Source organism: Microbacterium caowuchunii (assembly GCF_008727755.1).
Taxonomy (GTDB): domain Bacteria; phylum Actinomycetota; class Actinomycetes; order Actinomycetales; family Microbacteriaceae; genus Microbacterium; species Microbacterium caowuchunii.
Map to the genome: position 1 here is coordinate 1,499,751 of NZ_CP044231.1, position 25,902 is coordinate 1,525,652.

Annotated in this window: 22 protein-coding genes and 2 tRNA genes; 16 read left to right on the plus strand and 8 right to left on the minus strand. The window is 68.7% G+C overall.

Going from position 1 to position 25,902, the window contains the following annotated elements; translation table 11 throughout:
• Positions 1-138: 138 nt before the first annotated feature.
• From F6J84_RS07140 to F6J84_RS07155, 4 genes are read right to left on the minus strand one after another with little or no spacing between them, the layout of a single operon-like run.
• On the minus strand, positions 139-447 hold the full coding sequence (locus F6J84_RS07140; protein ID WP_150972556.1) for a metal-sensitive transcriptional regulator: 309 nt from the start codon (positions 445-447) through the stop codon (positions 139-141).
• On the minus strand, positions 444-2,741 hold the full coding sequence (locus F6J84_RS07145; RefSeq protein ID WP_150972558.1) for a heavy metal translocating P-type ATPase: 2,298 nt from the start codon (positions 2,739-2,741) through the stop codon (positions 444-446). The genes F6J84_RS07140 and F6J84_RS07145 overlap by 4 nt, the downstream gene beginning before the upstream one ends.
• Before the next feature lie 38 nt (positions 2,742-2,779).
• Positions 2,780-3,715 carry a heavy-metal-associated domain-containing protein gene (locus F6J84_RS07150; protein ID WP_150972560.1) on the minus strand — a complete coding sequence of 312 codons (936 nt, stop codon included), beginning with the start codon at positions 3,713-3,715 and terminating at the stop codon, positions 2,780-2,782.
• Positions 3,715-3,924 carry a heavy-metal-associated domain-containing protein gene (locus F6J84_RS07155; RefSeq protein WP_150972562.1) on the minus strand — a complete coding sequence of 70 codons (210 nt, stop codon included), beginning with the start codon at positions 3,922-3,924 and terminating at the stop codon, positions 3,715-3,717. The genes F6J84_RS07150 and F6J84_RS07155 overlap by 1 nt, the downstream gene beginning before the upstream one ends.
• A gap of 113 nt (positions 3,925-4,037) precedes the next feature.
• Between F6J84_RS07155 and F6J84_RS15480 the strand changes: the two genes are divergently transcribed.
• On the plus strand, positions 4,038-4,433 hold the full coding sequence (locus F6J84_RS15480; RefSeq protein WP_202980479.1) for a VOC family protein: 396 nt from the start codon (positions 4,038-4,040) through the stop codon (positions 4,431-4,433).
• Between the two features lie 98 nt (positions 4,434-4,531).
• On the opposite strand, the gene F6J84_RS07165 is transcribed toward F6J84_RS15480, so the two are convergent.
• Positions 4,532-4,605, minus strand: a tRNA-Gly gene (locus F6J84_RS07165).
• A gap of 123 nt (positions 4,606-4,728) precedes the next feature.
• Between F6J84_RS07165 and F6J84_RS07170 the strand changes: the two genes are divergently transcribed.
• The 5 genes from F6J84_RS07170 (at position 4,729) to clpX (ending at position 9,246) form a co-directional block, all read left to right on the plus strand.
• Positions 4,729-4,802: transfer RNA gene (locus F6J84_RS07170), tRNA-Pro, on the plus strand.
• Positions 4,803-4,875: 73 nt separating this feature from the next.
• Positions 4,876-6,390, plus strand: coding sequence for a trigger factor (gene tig, locus F6J84_RS07175; protein WP_150972565.1), 1,515 nt, complete (start codon positions 4,876-4,878; stop codon positions 6,388-6,390).
• Positions 6,391-6,550: 160 nt separating this feature from the next.
• Positions 6,551-7,135 (plus strand): ATP-dependent Clp protease proteolytic subunit, encoded by a 585-nt coding sequence (locus F6J84_RS07180; RefSeq protein ID WP_150892407.1) that lies wholly within the window; start codon positions 6,551-6,553, stop codon positions 7,133-7,135.
• A 27-nt stretch (positions 7,136-7,162) separates the two neighbouring features.
• Positions 7,163-7,828, plus strand: coding sequence for an ATP-dependent Clp protease proteolytic subunit (locus F6J84_RS07185; RefSeq protein WP_150892408.1), 666 nt, complete (start codon positions 7,163-7,165; stop codon positions 7,826-7,828).
• Positions 7,829-7,977: 149 nt separating this feature from the next.
• The gene (gene clpX, locus F6J84_RS07190) at positions 7,978-9,246 is read left to right on the plus strand and encodes an ATP-dependent Clp protease ATP-binding subunit ClpX (RefSeq protein WP_150972567.1); all 1,269 of its coding nucleotides are present in this window, start codon (positions 7,978-7,980) and stop codon (positions 9,244-9,246) included.
• A 34-nt stretch (positions 9,247-9,280) separates the two neighbouring features.
• Here the strand turns inward: clpX and F6J84_RS07195 are convergent, their stop codons facing one another.
• From F6J84_RS07195 to valS, 3 genes are read right to left on the minus strand one after another with little or no spacing between them, the layout of a single operon-like run.
• Entirely contained in the window at positions 9,281-11,335 is a 2,055-nt protein-coding gene (locus F6J84_RS07195; protein ID WP_150972569.1) for a M3 family metallopeptidase, read from the minus strand.
• 46 nt (positions 11,336-11,381) lie between these two features.
• The gene (locus F6J84_RS07200; protein WP_150972571.1) at positions 11,382-11,633 is read right to left on the minus strand and encodes a hypothetical protein; all 252 of its coding nucleotides are present in this window, start codon (positions 11,631-11,633) and stop codon (positions 11,382-11,384) included.
• A 1-nt stretch (position 11,634) separates the two neighbouring features.
• The gene (valS, locus tag F6J84_RS07205; protein ID WP_150972573.1) at positions 11,635-14,208 is read right to left on the minus strand and encodes a valine--tRNA ligase; all 2,574 of its coding nucleotides are present in this window, start codon (positions 14,206-14,208) and stop codon (positions 11,635-11,637) included.
• Between the two features lie 135 nt (positions 14,209-14,343).
• Between valS and uvrA the strand changes: the two genes are divergently transcribed.
• The 10 genes from uvrA (at position 14,344) to F6J84_RS07255 (ending at position 25,833) form a co-directional block, all read left to right on the plus strand.
• On the plus strand, positions 14,344-17,241 hold the full coding sequence (uvrA, locus tag F6J84_RS07210) for an excinuclease ABC subunit UvrA (RefSeq protein WP_150972575.1): 2,898 nt from the start codon (positions 14,344-14,346) through the stop codon (positions 17,239-17,241).
• Positions 17,242-17,243: 2 nt separating this feature from the next.
• The gene (gene uvrC / locus F6J84_RS07215; protein WP_150972577.1) at positions 17,244-19,166 is read left to right on the plus strand and encodes an excinuclease ABC subunit UvrC; all 1,923 of its coding nucleotides are present in this window, start codon (positions 17,244-17,246) and stop codon (positions 19,164-19,166) included.
• Positions 19,167-19,194: 28 nt separating this feature from the next.
• On the plus strand, positions 19,195-20,076 hold the full coding sequence (gene rapZ, locus F6J84_RS07220) for an RNase adapter RapZ (RefSeq protein WP_150972579.1): 882 nt from the start codon (positions 19,195-19,197) through the stop codon (positions 20,074-20,076).
• A 44-nt stretch (positions 20,077-20,120) separates the two neighbouring features.
• On the plus strand, positions 20,121-21,098 hold the full coding sequence (whiA, locus tag F6J84_RS07225) for a DNA-binding protein WhiA (RefSeq protein ID WP_150892416.1): 978 nt from the start codon (positions 20,121-20,123) through the stop codon (positions 21,096-21,098).
• Between the two features lie 227 nt (positions 21,099-21,325).
• Entirely contained in the window at positions 21,326-21,952 is a 627-nt protein-coding gene (locus F6J84_RS07230; RefSeq protein WP_150892417.1) for a superoxide dismutase, read from the plus strand.
• A gap of 148 nt (positions 21,953-22,100) precedes the next feature.
• Positions 22,101-23,108 carry a type I glyceraldehyde-3-phosphate dehydrogenase gene (gap, locus tag F6J84_RS07235; RefSeq protein ID WP_150972581.1) on the plus strand — a complete coding sequence of 336 codons (1,008 nt, stop codon included), beginning with the start codon at positions 22,101-22,103 and terminating at the stop codon, positions 23,106-23,108.
• Between the two features lie 9 nt (positions 23,109-23,117).
• Positions 23,118-24,335 carry a phosphoglycerate kinase gene (locus F6J84_RS07240; RefSeq protein WP_150972583.1) on the plus strand — a complete coding sequence of 406 codons (1,218 nt, stop codon included), beginning with the start codon at positions 23,118-23,120 and terminating at the stop codon, positions 24,333-24,335.
• The gene (tpiA, locus tag F6J84_RS07245; RefSeq protein ID WP_150972585.1) at positions 24,323-25,114 is read left to right on the plus strand and encodes a triose-phosphate isomerase; all 792 of its coding nucleotides are present in this window, start codon (positions 24,323-24,325) and stop codon (positions 25,112-25,114) included. The genes F6J84_RS07240 and tpiA overlap by 13 nt, the downstream gene beginning before the upstream one ends.
• A 106-nt stretch (positions 25,115-25,220) precedes the next feature.
• Positions 25,221-25,472 (plus strand): preprotein translocase subunit SecG, encoded by a 252-nt coding sequence (gene secG, locus F6J84_RS07250; RefSeq protein WP_150972587.1) that lies wholly within the window; start codon positions 25,221-25,223, stop codon positions 25,470-25,472.
• A 4-nt stretch (positions 25,473-25,476) separates the two neighbouring features.
• Positions 25,477-25,833, plus strand: a complete 357-nt coding sequence (locus F6J84_RS07255) for an RNA polymerase-binding protein RbpA (RefSeq protein ID WP_150972589.1) — start codon at positions 25,477-25,479, stop codon at positions 25,831-25,833.
• Positions 25,834-25,902: the final 69 nt, after the last annotated feature.

Sequence of the window (25,902 nt, forward strand, 5' to 3'; positions counted from 1 at the left end):
GGCGAGAGTATCAAGCAGCTTGATATTCCGACGAAGCTAGCGGCGGAAGGGCCGGGGTGTCAACGGATCGGTCGGTGGAGGTCGGCGAGAGCCGTCGGATGCGACGGGCAGGACGCCGGGGCTCGAACGTGCGCCGGGTCAGGAGCGCACGAGGCGCGCGATGGCGTCGCTGGCTTCCTTGATCTTCTGCTCGGCCTCGTCGCCGCCGGCGCGGGCGGCGTCCAGTACGCAGTGCTTGAGGTGGTCGTCCAGGAGGCCTACGGCGACGGTCTGCAGAGCGCTCGTGAGGGCGCTGATCTGCGTGAGGATGTCGATGCAGTACACCTCCTCGTCGACCATGCGGGAGATGCCGCGCGCCTGACCCTCGATGCGCTTCAGGCGGTTGAGGTACCGGTCCTTGTCACTGATGTAGCCGTGCGGGGCGTGGTGGGTGTCGGTGGTGGTCATGCGAGGTTTCCTTTCCCGCGTGTCGAGGGTCGGTCGTTCTGGCGAGCGGTGCTCTGGAATCCGCGTAGCCGCAGGCTGTTGCCCACGACGAACACGCTGGAGAGGGCCATGGCCGCACCGGCGAGCATCGGGTTCAACAGCCCGAGCGCCGCAACCGGGATGGCGGCGACGTTGTAGGCGAACGCCCAGAACAGGTTGGACTTGATGGTGCCGAGGGTGCGGCGGGAGAGGCGGATGGCGTCGACCGCGCTGCGCAGGTCGCCGCGCACCAGCGTGATGTCGGATGCTTCGATCGCGACGTCCGCGCCGGTGCCCATCGCGAGGCCCAGATCGGCCTGCGCCAGGGCGGGAGCATCGTTGACGCCGTCGCCCACCATCGCCACGACCCTGCCTTCCTGCTGGAGTCCCGCGATCACATCGACCTTGTCCTGGGGGAGCACCTCGGCGATCACCCGGTCGATGCCGACCTCCTGAGCGATCAGGTGCGCGACAGCCGAGTTGTCGCCGGTGAGGAGCACCGGGGTGAGCCCCAGGGCCTTGATCTGCGCGATCGCCTCGGCGCTGGTCGGCTTCACGGTGTCGGCCACGACGATGGCGCCGCGGGCCGCGCCGTCCCAGCCCACGGTGACGACCGTCATCCCGGACTCCTCGGCCGATGCCATGGCGGCGGCGAGCCGCGGGCTCAGGTGCTGCGACCAGTCCGCCAGCAGGGACTCGCGGCCCACGACCACGGCGCGTCCGTCGACGACGCCCTGTACGCCCTTCCCCTCGACGTTGGCGAAGCCCTCGACGCTCGTCAGGGAACCGGTCCGCTCGGTGGCGGCCTTGGCGATGGCCTGCGCGATGGGGTGCTCGGATGCATCCTCGATCGACCCGGCGATGTGCAGCACCTCGTCCGCATCCGTGCCGTCCTCCGTCAGGACGTCCACGACCGTCATCTTCCCGACGGTGACGGTGCCGGTCTTGTCGAGCACGACGGTGTCGACGCGGCGGGTGGACTCGAGGACCTCGGGCCCCTTGATCAGGATCCCCAGTTGCGCTCCACGGCCGGTGCCGACCAGGAGCGCCGTGGGGGTGGCCAACCCCAGTGCACAGGGGCAGGCGATGACCAGGACGGCGACGGCGGCGGTGAACGCGGCGGTGGCCGGGAACCCGGCTCCGAGCCAGGCGCCCAGGACGACGACGGCGACGACGATGACGATGGGGACGAACACTCCCGAGATGCGGTCGGCGAGACGCTGCACCTCGGCCTTCCCGGTCTGCGCGTTCTCCACGAGCTTCGCCATCTGCGCGAGCTGGGTGTCCGACCCGACCCGCGTGGCGCGGACCACGAGCCGACCGCCGACGTTCACGGTGGCACCCACCACGGGGTCGCCCTCCGCGACCTCGACCGGGACCGACTCGCCGGTGAGCATCGACGCATCGACCGCGGATGTCCCGGACACCACGACGCCGTCCGTGGCGATCTTCTCGCCCGGGCGCACCACGAACTCGTCCCCGGTGCGGAGGTCGGCGACCGGGATCTTCGTCTCGATGCCACCGCGCAGCACCGCGACATCCTTGGCACCCAGGTCGAGCAGAGCGCGAAGGGCGGCACCGGCCTGACGCTTCGAGCGCTTCTCGAAGTAGCGGCCGGCGAGGATGAACATCGTCACCCCGGCGCCGACTTCCAGGTAGATGTTGGCCGCGCCGTCGGTGGGCGCCAGGGTGAACTCGAACCCGTGGGTCATCCCGGGCTCGCCTGCGGTTCCGAAGAACAGTGCATACAGCGACCAGAGGAAGGCGGCGGAGGTCCCCAGCGAGATGAGCGTGTCCATCGTCGCCGCCCCGTGGCGCAAGTTGATCCATGCCGCCTTGTGGAACGGATAGGCGCCCCACACGATGACCGGCGCGGCCAGGGCCAGCGATGCCCACTGCCAGTAGGTGAATTGCAGTGCCGGGATCATGGACATCGCGATGATCGGGACGGTCAGGACGATCGAGGTGATCAGGCGGTTCCGCAGCGACCGCAGCTCCGGGTCGTCGTCGGCATCGGGTTCATCGGCGGGCTTCCGGGGGGCGGGCAGCGTCGCCGTGTACCCGGTCTTCTCCACCTCGGCGATCAGCTGCGCGGGGTCGTACCCCTCGGGAACGGTGACGGTGGCCTTCTCGGTCGCGTAGTTCACCGTCGCGCTCACGCCGTCGAGGCGGTTCAGCTTCTTCTCCACGCGCATCGCGCAGGAGGCGCACGTCATCCCACCGATCTCCAGCTCCAGGCTGGGACCGGCGGCGGCGCGGGAGGCCGTCGTGCTCATCAGGGTCCTTCTTTCCACGTCAGTGCGGATGCCCGTCGTCAGTGACCGTGCGGGGCGTCGTCGTGGGGCGTGGGGGCCGCGGCGTCGCCGGGGGCGACGTCGAGCACGAACGGGGCCGAATGCACGCGTCCGTCCACCTGGAAATCGAAGTACAGCAGGTAACGTCCGGCCGTGGGGGTGTTCACCACGAAGGACACCTCGGGGCCGGAGACGGCGCCCGGCTCCACGTCGCCGCCCTGCGGGTGCGCGTGCAGGTACGCCATGTCCCCCTCGCGGAGGGCGACGAGGTGTCCGAACGCTCCGAGGTAGGGCTGAAGCGACGTGACGGGCGTCCCGTCCTGCTCGACCGTCAGGGTGAGCTCGCCGGGCGTTCCGGCGGCGAGGTCTCCGGTGACGACCACGGTGAATCCGTCCACCTGCGTCTCGGAGACCGGCTCGGCGACCACCGGCGCGAACGGGCCGGCGACCTCGACAGTGCGGGTGAGTACCACGCCGGCCGGGCTGTCGCCGGGGGTGAAGTCCGCGTACACGCGGTAGGTGCCCGCCTCATCCCACTCCCACGGCAGCGACCAGACGCCGGTCGTCTCATCGAGATCGGGGTGGACGTGCCGGAAGAGTGCCCCGTCGGTACGCACGACGATCAGGTGCAGATCACGGTCGTGCGCGGTGGTGAACTCTGTGACGGGGTCACCGTCTGCGGAGAGCACACGGAAGGCGAGTTCACCGGGCTCGGCGATGGTCAGCGGAGCCGTCACAGGGGACAGGGAATAGCCGCCCGCAGACGACGCGAGCCCCTGCACGGCGGATGCATCGGCCGTGTCGGTGTCAGCCGTTCTCGGTGCGCTCATCGCATCCCCTTCATTCCATCCGGCGGCGAGACTGTCCGGGACGACCGCGGCGGAGATGCCGAAGGCTCCCGCGAACGCCAGGCCGAGGCCCGCCGTGAACAGGATGAGTCGTCCCGCGGCGTTCATCAGGCGCGAACTGCCGAGTAGCCCGCCTCGTCGACCGCAGCCAGGACGACGGCGTCATCGAGGGGCTCTGTCGAGGTGACGACCAGCCGTCCGGTCGCCGCGCTCACGTCGATTCCCTGAACGCCCGAAATCTGGCCGACCTCTTCGCGGACCGACTTCTCGCAGTGCTCGCAGCTCATGCCCGTCACCCGGTACTCGTTGCTGACCATCGTTCCTCCTCGCTGCGGATACCCCCGGTGGGTATCGCTCGATCACCGAAACGATAGACCCGCCGGGGGTATTCCGAAAGACGCCAGGATCTCCGCCTGCCCACAGTGGAGGGGTGACATCACCCGACGCCGCGCACCTCCGGATCGCCCGCCCCACCGCCGACATGGACGCCGCGATCCGGTTCTGGGTGGAGGGTCTCAGCATGGAGCTGGACGGCCGTCAACCGGGTCACCACGGCACGCTCGAGGAGTTCGCCTTCCTGGGCTGGGACAACGGGTCGTGGCACCTCGAACTCGTGCGGGATCCCGAGATCGTGCCGGCGCCGACCGACGAAGACCTCATCGTGCTGTACCTGGATGGAACGGTGGGCGAAGAGCTGATCGCCCGGATCGAGCGCGCCGGCGGGACGCGCGTCGCCGCGCGCAATCCGTACTGGGACGATCACGGCGTGACGTTCTCGGACCCGGATGGATTCCTGCTCGTGCTCTCCACGCGTTCGTGGCCGTGACCCGTGCCCATGGCACGAATCGGAGAAGCGGGTTTCCGCCCCGGTGAGGAGCGGACCGCCGTCTCGCGGATGATGAGCCCTGATCAGGACTCTTGCAGTGGAGGGGATGACGGGAATCGAACCCGCACCATCAGTTTGGAAGACTGAGGCTCTACCATTGAGCTACATCCCCGCAGCAGAATGAACTGCGGCATCCGTCAGTGTAGCCGAGATCGGAAGGTCGTCCGGACAGACATGCGTCGTCGGCTAGACTTGCGGGGGCCGATTTCGGTGCACGTTCGCGTGCCCGCCCGCCCGGGGCGTAGCTCAGCTTGGTAGAGCGCCCGCTTTGGGAGCGGGAGGTCGCAGGTTCAAATCCTGTCGCCCCGACGTATCGGACCCCCATCGACCCCGGCCTTCAGCCACCGCGCGCTGTCGCGGGAACCAGAGGAGAACAACAGGCATGGTCACCAGCACCGTCGAGCAGCTGAGCCCCACCCGGGTCAAGCTCCACATCACGGTCTCGCCCGAGGAGCTCAAGCCGAGCATCGCCCACGCATACGAGCACATCGCTCAGGACGTGCAGATCCCCGGCTTCCGCAAGGGCAAGGTTCCGGCTCCCATCATCGACCAGCGCATCGGTCGCGGCGCCGTCATCGAGCACGCGGTCAACGAAGGCCTGGACGGCTTCTACCGCGCAGCGGTGGCGGACAACGAGATCCGCGTCCTCGGCCGCCCCGAGGCCGAGGTCGTCGAGCTCCCCGAGCTGTCCGACTTCTCCGGCGACCTGAAGGTCACCGTCGAGGTCGACGTGCGTCCCGAGTTCGAGATGCCCGCCTACGAGGGTGAGACCATCACGGTCGACGCCGTCGAGACCGACGACGCCGCCATCGACGCCGAGCTCGAGAGCCTGCGCGCCCGCTTCGGCACCCTGGTGACCGTCGACCGTCCCGCCGCGAAGGGTGACTTCGTCGAGCTGGACCTCGTCGCCACGATCGACGGCGTCGAGATCGACCGTGCGGAGGGCGTCTCCTACGAGGTCGGCTCGGGCGAGCTGCTCGAGGGCACCGATGAGGCGATCGAGTCCCTCACCGCCGGCGAGGAGACCACGTTCCGCTCGAAGCTCGTGGGCGGCGACCACGCCGGCTCCGAGGCCGAGGTGGCCGTGACCGTCAAGGCCGTCAAGGAGCGCGAGCTCCCCGACGCCGACGACGACTTCGCGCAGATGGCGAGCGAGTTCGACACGATCGCAGAGCTGCGCGACAGCCTCGCGGCCCGCGTCGCCCAGCAGTCCACCTTCACGCAGGGCGCCGCCGCGCGCGACAAGCTCGTCGAGCTGCTGCTGGAGAAGTCCGACATCCCGGTGCCGCCGAAGCTCATCGAGGACGAGGTGAACAGCCACCTCGAGGGTGAGGGTCGTCTCGAGGACGACGTGCACCGCGCCGAGGTCACCGAGGCCAGCGAGAAGCAGTTCCGTACCCAGGTGCTGCTCGACAAGATCGCCGAGGACGGCGACGTCCAGGTCTCTCAGGAGGAGCTGACCCAGTACCTCATCCAGTCCGCCGCGCAGTACGGCATGGCGCCCCAGGACTTCGTGAACGCGCTGCAGCAGGGCAACCAGCTGCCCGCACTGATCGGTGAGGTCGCCCGCAACAAGGCCCTCGCGATCGCGCTCGGTCGCGTGAGCGTCGTCGACACCAACGGCAAGCCCGTCGACCTCGCCGGCTTCGTCGCGGTCGAGGACGAGCCCGCCGCCGAGGAGGAGGTCGTCGCCGAGGCCCAGGAGATCGCGGACGCCGCGGCCGACGCCGAGGCGGAGGAGGCTCCGGCCAAGAAGGCCCCCGCCAAGAAGGCTCCGGCCAAGAAGGCGGCCCCGAAGAAGGACGCCGCTCCCGCCGAGGAGACGCCGGCCGACGAGGCCCCCGCCAAGAAGCCGACGACGCGCAAGGCCGCGAAGAAGGCCGCGGACGCGGAGTAAGCAACCACGCACGAAGGGGCGGATGCTGCGGCATCCGCCCCTTCGTCGTTCCCGGCGGAGCAGGTGCATGCTGCGCCGGGTATGCCCAGGGCGAACACGGGCGAGGCCCCGGGGACCCGCCGGTAGATTCGAAACCAAGACCACCGAAACAGGAGTGAACATGGCCGAACCCCTTGTCGCGACGAGTGTTTTCGACAGGCTGCTGAAGGACCGCATCATCTGGCTCGGATCCGAGGTGCGCGACGAGAACGCGAACGAGATCTGCGCGAAGATCCTGCTCCTCGCGGCCGAGGACTCGAAGAAGGACATCTACCTCTACATCAACTCCCCGGGCGGGTCGATCACGGCCGGCATGGCGATCTACGACACGATGCAGTTCGTGCCGAACGACATCGTCACCGTCGGAATCGGCATGGCGGCCTCCATGGGGCAGCTGCTGCTCACCAGCGGGACGAAGGGCAAGCGGTACATCACACCCAACGCCCGCGTGCTGCTCCACCAGCCGCACGGCGGCTTCGGCGGAACGGCGAGCGACATCCAGACGCAGGCGCAGCTCATCCTCTCGATGAAGCGTCGCCTGGCCGAGATCACCGCGGAGCAGACCGGCAAGTCGGTCGAGCAGATCAACGCGGACGGCGACCGTGACCGCTGGTTCACCGCCGACGAGGCGCTCGAGTACGGCTTCGTCGACCACATCCGCGAACACGCCGCAGACGTCACCGGCGGCGGCGGAACCGCGAACTAGGCATTCGAAGGCGAAAGAGAGAACCGCATGAACACCCCCACCTTCGGAGTCCCGCAGGGGCTGCAGATGCCCTCGAGCCGGTACGTCCTTCCGCAGTTCGAAGAGCGCACGGCCTACGGCTACAAGCGCCAGGACCCGTACAACAAGCTGTTCGAGGATCGCGTGATCTTCCTCGGCGTGCAGGTCGACGACGCATCCGCGGACGACGTCATGGCCCAGCTGCTCGTGCTCGAGTCGCAGGACCCCGACCGCGACATCATCATGTACATCAATTCGCCGGGCGGGTCGTTCACGGCCATGACCGCGATCTACGACACCATGCAGTACGTGTCGCCGCAGATCCAGACGGTCGTGCTCGGCCAGGCCGCCTCGGCGGCGTCGGTCCTGCTGGCCGCCGGTGCGCCCGGTAAGCGTCTCGCGCTGCCGAACGCCCGGATCCTCATCCACCAGCCGTCGATCGGCGAGTCCGGTCACGGGCAGGCGTCGGACATCGAGATCCAGGCGGCCGAGATCCAGCGGATGCGCGTGTGGCTCGAGGAGACCATGGCCCGCCACACGGGTCAGGATGTCGCCAAGATCAACAAGGACATCGACCGCGACAAGATCCTGTCCGCCGAGGATGCGGTCGCCTACGGTCTGGTCGACCAGGTGCTGACGACGCGCAAGCGCACGCCCGCTGCCCTCGGGTCCTGAGACACCCTTGACGACGATGCCCCGACCCCTGTGGCCGGGGCATCGTCGTTCCAGCGCATAAGACGACGTGCCGCACAATTGGCGCAGTTGTCCGAGGGTCGGGTTAGGCTCGGGGGACAGCAGACGTACCCCGGGGGAAGAGAGGCAACATGGCACGCATCGGTGAGAGCGCCGACCTCTTCAAATGTTCGTTCTGCGGCAAGAGCCAGAAGCAGGTCCAGCAGCTCATCGCCGGTCCCGGCGTGTACATCTGCGACGAATGCGTCGAGCTGTGCAACGAGATCATCGAAGAGCGCATGGCCGAGCAGACCTCCGGCGACGTCGCCGAGTTCGATCTGCCGAAGCCGCGTGAGATCTTCGCGTTCCTGGAGGACTACGTCGTCGGCCAGGAGCAGGCCAAGCGCGCGCTCTCGGTCGCGGTCTACAACCACTACAAGCGCGTCCGCTCGCAGGGCACGATCATCTCGGCCGAGCAGCGCGCCGACGAGATCGAGCTGGCCAAGAGCAACATCCTGATGCTCGGCCCGACCGGGTGCGGCAAGACCTACCTCGCGCAGACGCTCGCGAAGCGGCTCAATGTGCCCTTCGCGGTGGCCGATGCGACCGCGTTGACCGAGGCCGGCTACGTGGGCGAGGACGTGGAGAACATCCTCTTGAAGCTCCTCCAGGCGGCGGACTTCGACACCAAGCGCGCCGAGACCGGCATCATCTACATCGATGAGGTCGACAAGATCGCGCGCAAGGCCGAGAACCCCTCCATCACGAGGGATGTCTCCGGCGAGGGAGTGCAGCAGGCGCTGCTGAAGATCCTCGAGGGGACCGTCGCGTCGGTGCCGCCGCAGGGCGGCCGCAAGCACCCGCATCAGGAATTCATCCAGATCGACACCACGAACGTGCTGTTCATCGTCGCGGGGGCCTTCGCCGGCCTGGAGGAGATCATCTCCTCGCGCGTCGGCAAGCACGGCGTCGGGTTCGGCGCACCGCTCCAGCGCAAGGACGAGGGGCCGGACCTGTTCTCCGAGGTCCTTCCGGAGGATCTGCACAAGTTCGGCCTGATCCCCGAGTTCATCGGTCGTCTGCCCGTGATCGCCGCGGTCTCGCCGCTGGACCGCACGGCGCTGATGGAGATCCTCACGGAGCCGAAGAACGCCCTGGTCAAGCAGTATCAGCGTATGTTCCAGCTCGACGACGTGGAGCTCGACTTCGAACACGATGCGCTCGAGGCCATCGCCGACCTCGCGGTGGCGCGCAAGACCGGCGCCCGCGGTCTCCGCGCGATCCTGGAGGACGTCCTGGGGCCGATCATGTTCGAGATCCCTTCGAGCGAGGATGTGGCCAAGGTCGTCGTGACCCGCGCCGCGGTCGAAGAGGGTGCGGCGCCCACGCTCGTGCTGCGCCAGAAGCGCAAGAGCGCCTGAGCGCCCGCGCGCCTGAGGGCCCGAGAGTGACGGCCTAGTCCTCGAGCCCTCGCCGGCGCAGGAGCGGTTCGATGCGTGCGTCCCTGCCGCGGAAGTCGCGGTACGCCTCGAGGGGGTCCTTGGCGCCGCCGACGCCGAGCAGGCGCCGCCGGAACCGCTCGCCGTTGGCGCGGGTGAGTCCGCCGTGCTCGGCGAACCACTCGACGGTGTCCGCGTCGAGGACCTCGCTCCAGATGTACGAGTAGTAGCCGGCGCTGTATCCGCCGGAGAACACGTGCGCGAAATAGGTCGAGGAGTACCGCGTGGGCACGGCGGGGTTGTCGAGGCCGATCTCGGCGAGGGCCGCCGCCTCGAAGTCGCCGACGTCGACGGCATCGATCCCGTCCGGCTCCAGTGAGTGCCAGGCCTGGTCGAGCCAGGCCGCGGCCAGGTACTCACTCGTCGAGAATCCCTGGTTGAAGGCCTCCGAGGCGTGCAATCTCTCCACCACGCCCTCCGGGAGCGGCTCGCCGGTCTCGACATGGCGAGCGTAGGAGGTCAGGATCTCGGGCCAATAGATCCACATCTCGTTGACCTGGCTGGGGAACTCCACGAAGTCCCGGAAGACGGCGGTGCCGGCGAAGTGCGGATAGGTGACGGTCGCGAACAGCCCGTGCAGCGCGTGTCCGAACTCGTGGAACAGCGTCGTCACCTCGTCGAGGGTGAGCAGGGTGGGCATTCCCTCACCGGGCTGCGACACGTTCAGGTTGTTCACGACGATCGGAGTCGTGCCGCGGAGGGCGGACTGCGAGACGATCGAGTTCATCCATGCACCACCCCGCTTCGTGTCCCGGGTGTACAGGTCGAGCACGTACAGGCCGAGGTGGGATCCATCGGGCTCGGACACGTCGAACACCCGGGCACCCGGATGGTAGGCGTGCAGATCCTCGCGTTCCGTGAAGGTGATGCCGTACAGCTCGGTCGCGGCGCGGAAGACGCCGTCCTGCAGCACGCGTTCCGCCTCGAACCAGGGACGGAGCGCCGCGCGGTCCAGGTCGTACTCCGCCGCGCGCACGCGTTCCGTGTAGTACGCCCAGTCGTGCGCCGCCAGGGGGAACGGCACCGGCTCGGCGTCGACGATCGCCTGCAGCGCCTCCTGCTCCCGCCTCGCGTTGTGCGCCGCCGGGGCCGCCAGGCGGTGGAGCAGGTCGCGCACGGCCGCCGGGTCCCCGGCTGTCTCGTCGGCGGTCACGTACGCGGCGTGCGAGGCGTAGCCCAGGAGCCGGGCACGCTCGGCGCGGAGGCGGACGATCTCAAGCAGCACCGCACGGTTGTCGTTCTCGTTGCCCCGTGACCCGCGCGAGCGGGACGCCGTCATGATCCGTTCGCGGCTGCGCCGGTCGGTGAGGGAGGAGAGGTAGGGGTGCCCGGTGAAGAGGGTGAGGGTGACGAGGTGGCGTCCGTCCAGGCCACGGTCCCGGGCGGCCTGCGCGGTGGCGGAGAGCTCGCCGGGGGTGAGCCCGTCGAGGTCCGCCGCATCCTCGAACACGACGGCCAGGTCGTTGGTGTCGGCCAGCAGATTCTTCTCGAACGTGGTCGTCAGCGTGGACAGTCGCCGGTTCAGGTCCGTCAACCGCGCCTTCTCCTCGTCGGCGAGCCCCGCGCCGGCGTGCGTCATCTCCCGGAAGCGGCGCTGCACGAGATAACGCTGCTCGGGGGTGAGCTCCAGGTCGTCCAGGTCCTCGTGGACGGCGGCCACGCGGGCGAAGACCCGAGCGTCGAGCTGCACCGCGTCCTGATGCGCCGACATCAGGGGCGCGAGCGTTTCCTCGATCTCCTGGATGGGCGCGGTCGCATCCGCGGAGGACACCGTGTAGAACGTCCGAGACACCCTGTCCAGCAGCTCACCGCTGCGCTCGAGCGCGACGAGGGTGTTCTCGAAGGTGGGCGCGTCGGGATCGGTGGCGATCGCCTCGATCTCGGCGCGGTGCGCGGCGAAGGCGGCATCGAAGGCGGGCAGATAGTGCTCCGGCCGGATCTTCGCGTAGGGCGGGAGCCCGGACCCGCCGGTGCTCGCGCTCAGCAGGGGGTTCGCCGCATCCGTCGCCATACGGCCACAGTAGCGGCGTCCCCCTGGCCTCGCCGAGGGCAGCCGGTCAGGCGAACTCGTCGTCCGGGTCGTGGCGGACGACGGCGTTCCCCTCTGCGTCGAGAGCGACGATCACGCCGGTGTCGAGCTCGGCGACCGGCCGCCCCTCCAGCCAGGTGAGGGTCCAGCTCGGCGTCGGCTGATGGGTGAGTTGACCTTCCGGAAGGAGTTTCTCCACTGCGGCGATCTGCGACCGCAGTGCGTCGGGGACGGCCGCCGGCGGGGTGGTGAAGGCGGCCCACCGTGTGCCCAGGCGCATCTCAGGCCTCCTGCTCGGCGAACTCGACGCTCTGCACGGCGATGCCGTCCGCGACCGCGAAGGTGAGCTCCGCGATCCGGCCGACGGCCTTGAGGTCGCCTTCCGCGGACTCCAGCGCAGGGGTCATCGCGGCGGGGGCGCCGAGCACCAGGGACGACACGGGCGTCTTCTGCGAGGCCTTGGCCTCCGTCTTGGCGCGGCGGATGCCGATGAGAGCCTCGCTGACCGCACTCAGGACGGCGGGGTCGCCCTCGATCCCGAGAGGCTCGGGCCAGGACGAGACGTGGACCGACTCCTCGTGGAACCACGACCAGGCCTCTTCCGCGGCGAAGGCGAGGACCGGGGCGAACAGCCGCAGGAGCGTCTCGAGCGCGATGCGCAGAGCGAGCGCGGCGGAGGCCTGCCCGCTGTCGGTCTGGTCGTACGCCCGCTCCTTGACGAGTTCGAGGTAGTCGTCGCAGAACGTCCAGAAGAAGGACTCGGTGATCTCCAGCGCCCGGGCGTGGTCGTACTGCTCGAACGCGCGGGTCGCGTCGCGCACCACGCCGTCGAGCGTGGTCAGCATCGAGGCATCGAGTGCGTGCGTGATGCGGGCGCCCTCCGGGACCGGGAACGACAGCACGAACTTCGCGGCGTTCAGCACCTTGATGGCGAGACGGCGGCCGATCTTGATCTGGGTCGGGTTCTGCGGGTCGAACGCGGCGTCCGTCCCCAGGCGGCTGGAGGCCGCCCAGTAGCGCACCGCGTCCGAGCCGTGCTGGTCCAGGATCGCGGCCGGCGTGACGACGTTGCCCTTGGACTTCGACATCTTCTTGCGGTCGGGGTCGACGATGAAGCCGGAGATGGCGGCATCCGTCCACGGCGCCCGGTCGTCCTCGAGCGCGCTGCGCAGGAGCGTGGAGAAGAGCCATGTGCGGATGATGTCCTGGCCCTGCGGGCGCAGGTCGAACGGGGCGACGAGGTCCCACAGCTCGTCGTCGCGCTGCCAGCCACCGGCCAGCTGCGGCGTGAGGGACGAGGTCGCCCAGGTGTCGAAGATGTCGCGTTCGGCGTCGAAGCCGCCGGGCACCCCGCGCTGGTCCTCGGAGTACCCGGGGGGCACGTCCGAAGTGGGGTCCACCGGGAGCTGTCCGGGCTCCGGGACGAGCACGCGGTCGTAGTCCCGCTCGCCGTTCTCATCGAGCGCGTACCAGACGGGGATCGGCACGCCGAAGAAGCGCTGGCGAGAGACGAGCCAGTCGCCGGTGAGGCCGTTGGTCCAGTTCTCGAAGCGCACGCGCATGAAGTCGGGGTGCCAGTCGATCTCCTGGCCGAGGGCGATCAGCTTCTCGCGGAGCGCGGCGTCACGGGCGCCGTTGCGCAGGTACCACTGCCGGGTGGAGACGATCTCCAGCGGGCGGTCGCCCTTCTCGAAGAACTTCACCGCGTGGGTGAAGGGCTTGGAGACCTCCAGCAGTTCGCCGGACTCCTGGAGGAGTTCCACGACGCGCTTCTTGGCGCTGAACACGGTCTTGCCCGCCAGTTCCGCGTAGGCGGCGCGCGCCGCATCCGTCTCGATCACGTCGGGCGCATCGGCGACGATACGGCCGTCCTGTCCGATGATGGTGCGGTTGGGCAGATCGAGCTCGCGCCACCAGATGATGTCGGTGACGTCACCGAAGGTGCAGATCATGGCGATGCCGGAGCCCTTGTCCGGCTGTGCGAGGGGGTGCGCGAGCACGGGTACCTCGACACCGAACAACGGCGTGGACACGGTGGTGCCGAACAGCGGCTGGTAGCGCTCGTCGTCCGGGTGCGCGACGAGGGCCACGCAGGCCGCGAGCAGTTCCGGTCGGGTGGTCTCGATCAGCACGTCGCCGCTGCCGTCGGTCTTGTGGAAGGCGAGGCGGTGGTAGGCGCTGGGCTGGTCGCGGTCCTCGAGCTCGGCCTGCGCGATCGCGGAACGGAAGTCGATGTCCCACAGGGTGGGGGCCATCGCCTGGTACGCCTCACCGCGGTCCAGGTTCCGCAGGAAGGCCAGCTGGCTGACCCGGATGGTGTCGTCGGAGATCGTGCGGTACGTCTGGGTCCAGTCGACGCTCAGGCCGAGCTTGCGGAACAGCTCCTCGAATTGCTTCTCGTCCTCGACGGTGAGGCGCTCGCACAGCTCGATGAAGTTGCGGCGGCTGATCGGCTGCTGGTCGGCCGCACGGCTGGACTTGTTGTCGCCCCCCTCGAACGGGGGAGTGAACTGCGGGTCGTAGGGGAGGGAGGGGTCGCACCGCACGCCGTAGTAGTTCTGCACGCGGCGCTCGGTCGGCAGGCCGTTGTCGTCCCACCCCATCGGGTAGAAGACGGTCTTGCCCCGCATCCGCTCGAACCGGGCCTTGAGGTCGGTGTGCGTGAACGAGAACACGTGACCGATGTGCAGCGAACCGGACGCGGTCGGCGGGGGAGTGTCGACGGAGAACACCCCGGCGCGGCCGGAGGCGCGGGCGGCATCGCGATCGAAGAGGTACGTCCCGCGGTCGGCCCACGCTCCGTCCCACTTGGCTTCCAGGCCCTCGAGGGCGGGCTTGTCGGGAATGGCGGTCATGGGATCTCCTCGCGCGATATGTGCGGCACTGTGTGAGCGTGCCTGAATATGGGATTCGGGGCCCAGTCTATCCGCCCCCGTCCGCCGCCAGCGAAGCCACAGCCCGGTGTCAGCGGTGCTGCCTAGACTTGTCTGGTGCCCATTCTCCCCGTGTCGGAACTCGCCCATAACGCCGGAACGCTGAGTGTCCGCGGTGCCCGCGTCCACAATCTGAAGAATGTGGATCTCGACATCCCGCGCGACTCGATGGTGGTGTTCACGGGCCTGTCCGGCTCCGGCAAGTCCAGCCTCGCCTTCGACACCATCTTCGCCGAGGGGCAGCGGCGCTATGTGGAGTCGTTGAGCTCGTACGCACGTCAGTTCCTGGGCCAGGTGGACCGTCCCGACGTCGACTTCATCGAGGGGCTGAGTCCGGCGGTGTCGATCGACCAGAAGTCGACGAACCGGAACCCCCGCTCGACCGTGGGCACGATCACGGAGATCCACGACTACATGCGTCTGCTCTGGGCGCGGATCGGCGTCCCGCACTGCCCCGAGTGCGGTGAGGTGATCCAGCGCCAGACCGTGCAGCAGATCGCGGATCAGCTCATGGAGCTTCCCGAGCGCACGCGCTACCAGATCGTCGCACCGGTCGTATCGCAGAAGAAGGGCGAGTTCGTCGACCTCTTCAAGGAGCTGAGCGCGAAGGGCTACGCCCGCGCGGTCGTCGACGGGGAGATGGTGCAGCTCGCCGAGCCGCCGACCCTCAAGAAGAGCTACAAGCACGACATCGCGGTGGTCGTCGACCGTCTGGTCGCCGGTCCCGACATCCTCTCCCGCGTCACGGACTCGGTCGAGACGGCGCTCGGGCTCGCCGGCGGCATCATGCAGGTCAACTTCGTGGACGAGGAAGGCGACGACGCCTGGCAGAACTTCAGCGAGAAGCTGGCCTGCCCCAACGGGCACCCGCTGCAGCTGACCGAGATCGAGCCGCGCACCTTCTCGTTCAACGCCCCGTTCGGCGCGTGTCCCACGTGCTCCGGACTCGGCACCCGGATGTCGGTGGACGTCGACCTCATGCTCGGCGACGAGGACCTCTCGATCCGCGAGGGCGTCATCATCCCGTGGACGACGCAGGGCAAGGGACTGTTCCAGTACTACGAGCGCCTCCTCGAGGGTCTCTCCGACGATCTGGGCTTCTCCCTGGACAAGCCGTGGCGGATGCTGCCGCAGGACGTGAAGGACGCCGTGCTGCACGGGGACAACTTCAAGGTCTCCGTGAAGTGGAAGAACCGCTACGGCCGCGAGATGCGGTACACCTCGGGCTTCGAGGGCGTGGTGCCCTACATCGAGCGCCAGTACCAGCAGGCCGAGTCCGACAGCGCCCGCCAGCGCTGGGGCGAGTACCTGCGGGAGGTCCCCTGCCCGGTCTGCAACGGTGACCGCCTCAAGCCCGAGGTGCTCGCGGTGCTCGTGCACGGCCACTCGATCGCCGACGCCTCGCGGCTGAGCCTCGCCGAGGCGCAGCAGTACTTCGCAGAGCTCGAGCTCACGCCGCGCGAGGCCAAGATCGCCGCAGCCGTGCTGCGGGAGATCCGTGTCCGCCTCGACTTCCTGATCCAGGTCGGACTGACTTACCTCAGCCTCTCCCGCTCCGCGGGTTCGCTCTCCGGCGGTGAAGCGCAGCGCATCCGGCTCGCCACCCAGATCGGCTCGGGGCTCACCGGCGTGCTCTACGTGCTCGACGAGCCCTCGATCGGGCTCCACCAGAGGGACAACCGTCGGCTGATCGAGACGCTGCTCGCCCTGAAGAAGCTCGGTAACACCCTGATCGTGGTGGAGCACGACGAGGAGACGATCCAGGCGGCCGATTGGATCGTCGACATCGGACCGCGCGCGGGCGTCGACGGCGGACACGTGGTGCATTCCGGTCCGTACGCGCAGTTGCTCCAGGAAACCGATTCGCTGACCGCCGCCTACCTGTCCGGTCGGCGCCGGATCGAACTGCCCGCCAAGCGTCGCCGGATCGACAAGAAGCGCCAGATCACGGTCGTCGGAGCGCGCGAGAACAACCTCAAGAACGTCACGGCGAGCTTCCCGCTGGGTGTGCTGACGGCGGTGACCGGCGTGAGCGGCTCGGGCAAGTCCACCCTCGTCAACGGCATCCTCTACGAGGTGCTCGCCTCCCGTCTGAACGGTGCGCGCCGGGTGCCCGGCAAGCACACGCGGGTGACCGGGCTCGAGGACCTGGACAAGGTCGTGCACGTCGACCAGGCGCCCATCGGCCGCACCCCGCGCTCGAACCCGGCGACCTACACCGGGGTGTTCGACCGCATCCGCAACCTCTTCGCGGAGACGCCCGAGGCGAAGGCCCGCGGCTACCAGGCCGGGCGGTTCAGCTTCAACGTCAAGGGCGGGCGCTGCGAGGCGTGCTCCGGCGACGGCACGATCAAGATCGAGATGAACTTCCTCCCCGACGTCTACGTGGACTGCGAGGTGTGCCACGGCAAGCGGTACAACCGGGACACCCTCGCCGTGCACTACAAGGGCAAGAACATCGCCGAGGTCCTGGAGATGCCGATCTCCGAGGCTGCGGAGTTCTTCGAGCCCATCCAGGCCATCCACCGGTACCTGCGCACCCTCGTCGACGTGGGGCTCGGCTACGTGCGTCTGGGCCAGTCCGCCACGACGCTCTCCGGCGGTGAGGCCCAGCGGGTGAAGCTCGCGACCGAACTGCAGCGCCGGTCCAACGGCCGCAGCGTCTACGTGCTCGACGAGCCGACCACCGGCCTGCACTTCGAGGACGTCAGTCGCCTCCTCGAGGTGCTCAACGGCCTGGTGGACAAAGGCAACACCGTGATCGTCATCGAGCACAACCTCGACGTGATCAAGTCGGCCGACTGGGTCATCGACCTCGGTCCCGAGGGCGGGTCCGGCGGCGGCACGATCATCGCGACCGGTACGCCGGAGAAGGTGGCGGCGACCGAGGGGAGCCACACGGGGACGTTCCTCGCGGAGGTGCTCGACCTCGGCGAGCGGCGCAAGGCCGGCTGATCGTGGCGTCCGTTCTGCCGTACCGGCCGAAGCAGGGCGAGATCCCCACCAGCCCCGGCGTCTACCGCTTCCGCGACGCGGAGGGCCGCATCCTGTACGTCGGGAAGGCGAAGAACCTCCGCGCCCGGCTGTCGAACTACTTCGCGCCGCTGCACACGCTGCACGAACGCACGCGCCGCATGGTCACGACCGCCTCGTCGGTGGAGTGGACGGTGGTCGGCAGCGACGTCGAGGCGCTCCAGCTGGAGTACATGTGGATCCAGGAGTTCACCCCTCCGTTCAACGTGCGCTACAAGGACGACAAGTCCTACCCGTACATGGCGATCACCCTGGCCGACGAGGCGCCGCGGGTCATCGTGACCCGCAATCGACGGATCAAGGGGGCGAAGTACTTCGGTCCGTATCCCAAGATCTGGGCCGTCCACGACGTCATCGACCTGATGATCAAGGTGTTCCCGATCCGCACCTGCTCCGACTCGTCCTACAAGAAGGCGATGGCGACCGGACGCCCGTGCTTCCCGGGGCAGATCGGACGCTGCGGCGGGCCGTGCTCGATGAAGGTCACGGTCGAGGAGCACCGGGCCATGGTGGACGACTTCATCGCCTTCATGTCCGGGAGCGACCAGCGCTTCACCCGGGCACTCACCGCGCGCATGAAGGAGGCCGCGGCCGCGATGGACTACGAGTCCGCCGCGGGCTACCGGGACAAGCTGCAGGCGATCGAGGCGGTCCTCGGCAAGAGCGCGCTGGTGCTCCCCGACGACACCGACGCGGACCTGTTCGGTATCGCGGAGGACGAACTCGCCGCCGCGGTGCAGCACTTCATCGTGCGCGGCGGCCGGGTGCGCGGGGTGCGGGCGACGACCATCGAGAAGGAGATCGACATCACCGGCGCCGAACTCGTCGACCAGGTGATCCAGCGCACCTACGGCGACGCCGCGCCCGCCGACATCCCGAAGCAGGTCCTGGTGCCGTCCCTGCCCGACGACGCCGACGAGCTGGAACAGTGGCTGCGCGCGAAGCGGGGCAGGAACGTGTCCATCCAGGTCGCCCAGCGCGGCGGCAAGGCCGATCTGATGCGCACGGCCACCATGAACGCCCAGCAGGCGCTGATCCTGCACAAGACGAGGCGCACGAGCGACTACGTGGCCCGGACGCAGGCGCTCACCGATCTGCAGGAGGCGCTCGGACTCACCGAGGCGCCCTTGCGGATCGAGTGCTACGACGTCTCGCACCTGTCCGGAACCAACGTCGTCGCCTCCATGGTGGTCTTCGAGGACGGGCTCCCGCGCAAGGACCAGTACCGCACCTTCGGGATCGCGGAGACGACCGACGACACCGACTCGATCCACCAGGTGCTGTTACGCCGCCTGGCCTACCTGGACCGACCCGAGGAACAGCCGGAGGCGGTCCCGGTGGCCACCGCATCCGACCCCTCGGCGGCGCTCGAGGACGGGGATGTCGTCACGACACGACGGCGCCCGCGCTTCGCCTATCCGCCGCAGCTGCTGGTGGTGGACGGCGGTCAGCCGCAGGTCGCGGCGGCCGCCCGTGCGCTCGAGGACGCCGGGCACACCGAGATCGCGCTGTGCGGCATCGCCAAGCGGCTCGAGGAGGTGTGGCTGCCGGGGGAGGAGTACCCGGTCATCCTGCCGCGTACCTCGGAGGCGCTGTACCTCCTGCAGCGCCTGCGTGACGAGGCGCACCGGTTCGCCATCACCCATCAGCGCAAGCGCCGCAAGCGTGACATCACGAGCGTGCTGTCCGAGGTGCCGGGACTCGGCGAGGCCCGGATCAAGGCGCTGCTGAGGCACTTCGGATCCGTGACCGCGCTGCGGCAGGCGACACCCGAGGAGATCGAGGAGCTGCCCGGCATCGGGCCGAAGCTGGCCGCCTCCGTGCACGAGCATCTGGCGAGTCGATAGGCTGGCCGGACGACGACGGGGGTGGGAGATGCCGGAACCAGGGCAGACGAGCGTCGGTGAGGTGCTCATCGTCACGGGGATGTCGGGAGCCGGACGCTCGACGGTGGCGAACGCGCTGGAGGACCTCGACTGGTACGTCGTGGACAACCTGCCGCCGAAGATGCTGCGGCCCCTGCTCGAGCTGTCGGAGATGGCCGGAGGCGCCGTGCCGCGGGTCGCGGTGGTCGTGGACGTCCGCGGGCGGGAGCTCTTCGAGAGCCTGCCGGAGGTGACCCGTTCGCTCCGCGACGGCCGGCACCTCCGGATCGTGTTCCTCGACGCGAGCGACGACGTGCTGGTGCGCCGGTTCGAGGCGGTACGGCGCCCGCATCCGCTGCAGGCCGCGGGAACGATCGTCGACGGCATCCGGCGTGAACGCGCACGGCTCGCACCGGTGCGCGAGAGCGCCGACATGATCATCGACACCTCGTCGTACAACATCCACCAGCTCACCAGCCGGGTCGCGGAGCTCTTCGCGTCGGCGGACGCCTCGCCGCACACCGTGACGGTCATGAGCTTCGGGTTCAAGTACGGCCTTCCGCCGGACGCCGATCTCGTGGCGGACATGCGGTTCCTGCCGAATCCGTACTGGACGGACGAGTTGCGCGGACTCACCGGTGAGGACGATGAGGTGCGCGAATTCGTCCTCGGGCAGACGGGCGCGCGGGAGTTCCTGGACGCGTACACGGCTGCCCTGGAGCCGGTCCTGGCGGGTTATCAGCGGGAGAACAAGCGTCACTCGATCGTCGCTGTGGGGTGCACGGGCGGCAAGCACCGCTCGGTCGTGATGGCGCGCGAGATCGCCGCCAGACTCGGTCAGATGCCCGGCGTCGCCGTGGGCGTCACACATCGGGACCTCGGGCGAGAGTAGGCTGGAACGTCGTTCCCCCGCCCTGAAACCCCCTGAGGAGTGCCGTGCCCCTGACCGCCGACGTCAAGGCCGAGCTGATTGCCGGCCGTGATCCGCGTCCTACTGCGAGGGTGGCCGAACTGACGGCGATCCTCCGATTCGCCGGGGGGCTGCACTCGATCGCGGGCCGCGTGGCGGTCGAGGCGGAGGTCGACTCCGAGGCGCTCGCGCGCCGCGTCGCCCGTGAACTCGTCGAGCTCTACGGCGTGCGTCCCGAGCTCGCACACGTGCAGGGGACCTCCGGTCGCGCCGGCGGCTCGTACGCCGTCCGCGTGATCGACGGGGGAGAGACCCTGGCGCGCCAGACCGGCCTGCTCGACCAGCGCCGCCGCCAGGTGCGCGGTCTGCCCAACAAGCTCACGACCGGAGCCCGGCACGATCTCGCCGCCATCTGGCGCGGTGCCTTCCTCGCCGCCGGCACCCTGAGCGACCCCGGTCGCTCCGCAGCGCTCGAGATCTCCTGCCCGTCCGGCGAGGCCGCGATGGCGCTCGTCGGCGCCGCACACCGGCTCGGCATCCCGGCCAAGGCCCGTGAGGTGCGCGGCGTCCCGCGCGTCGTCGTCCGCGAGGGCGAAGCCATCCGCTCGGCCCTGCACGAGATGGGCGCGCGCAAGGCCGCCCAGGACTGGGAGCAGCTGCGCCAGCGCCGCGAGGTGCGCGCCGGCGTCAACCGGCTCGTGAACTTCGACGACGCCAACCTGCGCCGCTCCGCGCAGGCGGCCGTCGCAGCCTGTGCGCGGGTCGAGCGCGCGCTGGAGATCCTCGGCGACACCGTGCCCGACCACCTGCGCGCCGCCGGAGACCTCCGTCTGGCGCACCGTGACGCGAGCCTCGACGAGCTGGGCCACCACGCCGACCCGCCGCTGACCAAGGACGCGGTCGCCGGCCGCATCCGTCGCCTGCTCGCCATGGCCGACAAGAAGGCCGAGGCCGAGGGCATCCCCGGCACCGAGTCCGCCGTGCCGGTCGGCGCCGAGGACTGACCTCCCCGCCTCCGCATCTCCTTCCCGCGAGACTGCAGGCTCCCCACGAAACAGACCGTGCCACGCGCGGTCTCGTGAAAAGCCTGCAGTCTCGCGGTCTTTCATCGGGCGGCACAATCGAGCACCGGGAATCAAGCCCCCGGCCGCGGGGTTCGGCCTCACTAGGATGAGGATGTCCCCTCGCCGTGCCGAGGACTTCGGCGCGGCGCCGACAGGAAGAAGAGAACATGGCGAAGTACACGTTGCCCGAGCTCCCCTACGATTACGCTGCGCTCGAGCCGAGCATCAGCGCGACGATCATGGAGCTGCACCACAGCAAGCACCACCAGACCTACGTGAATGGCGCGAATGCCGCGCTGGAGCAGCTGGCCGAGGCCCGCGATTCCGGTAACTTCGCGAACCTGAACCGCCTCGAGAAGGACCTGTCCTTCAATCTGGGCGGCCACACCAACCACTCCATCTTCTGGACGAACCTGTCCCCGAACGGCGGCGACAAGCCAACCGGTGACCTCGAGGCCGCGATCACCGACCAGTTCGGTTCGTTCGACAAGTTCCAGGCGCAGTTCACGGCCGCGGCACTCGGCGTGCAGGGCTCCGGCTGGGCGGGTCTGTTCTGGGACTCGATCGGGCAGAACCTGATCATCCAGCAGATGTTCGACCAGCAGTCGCAGATCGCTGCGGCCACCGTGCCGCTGCTGCTCCTGGACGTCTGGGAGCACGCCTACTACCTCGACTACAAGAACGTCCGCGCGGACTACGTCAAGGCGTTCTGGAACATCGCGAACTGGGAGAACGTCCAGTCGCGGTTCGCCACGGCCCGGGAGAAGACGGCAGGCCTGCTGGTAGTGTCATGACCAGGTGAGGATGCCTCGGAGCCCTCGTTCCGCGGGGGCTCCGGGATCCTCTTCCTCCGAGCCGGCTCACTCACATGTCCGGCTCTTCCCGGGGGTACATCTCGGGTCGGAAAATGCGCTAAGGCGCGACGAGAAAACGGGAGACACCGTGTCTGTCAAGATCGGCATCAACGGCTTCGGCCGCATCGGACGTAACTACCTTCGCGCGGCTCTCGCGCAGGGTGCGGACCTCGAAATCGTGGCGGTGAACGACCTCACCGACAACAAGACCCTCGCCCATCTGCTCAAGTACGACTCGGTCACCGGCCGCCTGGCGGAGGACGTCACCTACGACGCCGACTCCATCACCGTCGGGGGCAGGAGCATCAAGGTGCTCGCCGAGCGCGACCCCGCCAACCTCCCCTGGGGCGAACTGGGCGTCGACATCGTCATCGAGTCGACCGGCCACTTCACCAAGGCGGAGGACGCCAAGAAGCACATCGCCGCCGGCGCCAAGAAGGTCCTGATCTCGGCTCCCGCCTCGGGTGACGACGTCACGATCGTGATGGGTGTCAACGAGGGCGACTACAACCCGGAGACCGACGTCATCATCTCGAACGCGTCGTGCACCACGAACTGCCTCGCGCCGCTGGCGAAGGTGTTCAACGACAACTTCGGCATCGTCAAGGGCCTCATGACGACGGTCCACGCCTACACGGCCGACCAGAACCTGCAGGACGGCCCGCACAAGGACCTGCGCCGCGCCCGTGCCGCCGCGATCAACATCGTCCCGACCTCCACCGGCGCCGCCAAGGCCATCGGCCTGGTGCTGCCGGAGCTGAAGGGCAAGCTCGACGGCTTCGCGCTGCGTGTCCCGATCCCCACCGGCTCGATCACCGACCTGACCGTCGAGGCGGGCCGCGACGTGACCGTCGAGGAGATCAAGGCCGCCTACAAGGCTGCCGCCGAGGAAGGCCCCCTCAAGGGCATCCTGAAGTACACCGAGGACGAGATCGTCTCCAGCGATATCGTCACCGACCCGCACTCGTCGATCTTCGACGCGGGCCTGCTCCGTGTGATCGGCAACCAGGTCAAGCTGTCCGCCTGGTACGACAACGAGTGGGGCTACTCGAACCGTCTCGTCGACCTGACCGAGTACGTCGCCGAGCGCCTCTAAGCGATCATCATGCCTCTGCGCACCCTCGCTTCGCTGGGGTCGCTCGCCGGCAAGCGCGTCATCGTCCGTGCTGACCTCAACGTCCCCTTGCGGGACGGGGTCATCACGGACGATGGTCGCGTGCGGGCGACGCTTCCGACCCTCAACGCCCTGATCAATCAGGGCGCCCGACTCGTCGTCTGCTCCCACCTCGGGCGCCCCGACGGCGAGCCCAACCCGGCCTACTCGCTCGCACCGGTCGCGCAGCGGCTGTCCGAGCTCCTCGGCAAGCCGGTCGCCTTCGCCCGTGACACGGTGGGGGAGTCCGCCCACGAGGCGGTCGCCTCCCTCGAGGACGGCGACGTGACGGTCATCGAGAACCTGCGGTTCAATCCGGGCGAGACGTCGAAGGATGCGGTCGAGCGCCGCACCTTCGCCGAGCAGCTCGCCGGTCTCGGCGACGCACTCGTCTCGGACGGCTTCGGTGTCGTGCACCGCAAGCAGGCCAGCGTCTACGAACTCGCCGAGATCCTGCCGTCGGCGGCAGGCCTGCTCATCGAGGCCGAACTCGACGTCCTCGACCGGCTGACGGAGAACCCCGAGCGCCCCTACACGGTCATCCTCGGCGGCTCGAAGGTCAGCGACAAGCTGGGCGTCATCGCGCACCTGCTCCCGCGTGTGGACACCATCCTCGTCGGCGGCGGGATGCTGTACACGTTCCTCGCCGCGAAGGGCTACCGGGTGGGCGCGAGCCTTCTCGAGAAGGACCAGATCGAGACGGTCTCCGGGTACATGCGCGAGGCCGAGGAGCGCGGCGTGAAGCTCGTGCTGCCGGTCGACGCGGTCATGGCCGCATCCTTCTCCGCGGACGCCGATCACGTCGTGGCCGACGCGGATTCCCTCGAGGACACCGCGTTCGGGGCATCCGGCATGGGCCTGGACATCGGTCCGCGCTCCGCCGAGATGTTCGCCGAGATCATCCGCGGCAGCAAGACGGTCTTCTGGAACGGTCCGATGGGCGTGTTCGAGATGCCGGCGTTCGCCGCCGGCACCAAGACCGTCGCCCAGGCGCTCACCGAGGTCGACGGCCTCTCGGTGGTCGGTGGCGGCGACTCGGCTGCTGCCGTGCGTCAACTCGGCTTCCGGGACGACCAGTTCGGCCACATCTCCACGGGTGGCGGCGCGAGCCTGGAGTTCCTCGAAGGCAAGAAGCTCCCCGGACTGGAGGTCCTCGGATGGTCGGTGTGACCAGAACCCCCCTCATCGCAGGCAACTGGAAGATGAACCTCGACCACCTGCAGGCGGTCGCCCTGGTGCAGAAGCTGCACTGGACCCTCAAGGACGCCAAGCACGAGTCGGACACGGTGGAGGTGGCTCTCTTCCCGCCCTTCACCGACCTGCGCACGGTGCAGACGCTGATCGACGCCGACAAGATCCCGTTCGCTCTCGGCGGCCAGGACCTGTCGATGCATGACTCGGGCGCCTACACGGGTGAGATCTCGGGCGCGTTCCTTGCCAAGCTCGACTGCGCCTATGTGATCATCGGCCACTCGGAGCGTCGCGAGTACCACGCGGAGTCCGACGAGGTGGTGGCGGCGAAGGTCGCCGCCGCACTGAAGCACGGCCTGCGTCCGGTGATCTGCGTCGGGGAGACCGCCGCCGACCTCGAGGAGTTCGGTGCGAGCGCCGTCCCGGTGGGCCAGCTGCGGGTCGCACTCGAGGGCGTCTCCTCGGACGCCGAGATCGTCGTGGCGTACGAGCCCGTCTGGGCCATCGGCTCCGGCAAGGCGGCGACGCCCGAGCAGGCGCAGGAGGTCTGCGCGAAGCTCCGCGAGGTCGTCGCGGACAAGCTGGGCGCGGATGCCGCGGCCCGCACGCGCGTGCTCTACGGCGGGTCGGTCAAGTCCGGCAACATCGCCTCCTTCCTCCGCGAGCCCGACGTCGACGGAGCGCTCGTGGGTGGGGCGAGCCTGGTCGCGGACGAGTTCGCGGCCATCATCCGATTCCAGAAGCACGTCGGCGTGTGACGCGCCGGGAGGCCGGGTTCCGCTCGGCCTCCCGGAGCGTTTCGTCCGGCTGGCTATACTTGATCCTTGTGCGATCCGACGGGTCGCCGGGAAAGGTACGACCACAGTGCAGATCCTCGAGTTCGTGCTCCAGGTGCTCCTCGGCATCACGAGCCTCCTGCTGACCCTGCTCATCCTGCTGCACAAAGGTCGCGGCGGGGGCCTGTCCGACATGTTCGGCGGCGGCATGAGCTCCTCCCTCGGTTCCTCGGGCCTCGCGGAGCGCAATCTCAACCGGTTCACCGTGGTTCTCGCGCTGATCTGGTTCATCTCGATCGTGGCCCTCGGCCTCGTGACCAAGTTCTCCGGATTGGTGTGACCTCATGGCTACTGGTGGCAACGCGATTCGTGGCACCCGCGTCGGTGCGGGACCCATGGGCGAGCAGGATCACGGCTATCACGCCGACCGCGTCGCCGTGTCCTACTGGGACGCGATGGGCAACGAGACTGTGCGGTACTTCGCCGCAGGCATCGCCGAGGAGGAGATCCCGGAGACGATCGACTCCCCGCACTCGGGCCTGCCGGCCGGACGCGACAAGGAGAACCCTCCGGCTTTGGCCAAGAGCGAGCCCTACAAGACGCACCTCGCGTACGTCAAGGAGCGGCGCACCGACGAGGAGGCCGTCCAGCTCCTGGACGAGGCTCTCGAGAAGCTCCGGGAGCGTCGCGGCGGCGTCTGACGACATGACACGAGTAAGGGGCGGATGCTGATGCATCCGCCCCTTACTCGTGTGCGCCGCTCGGTGTCG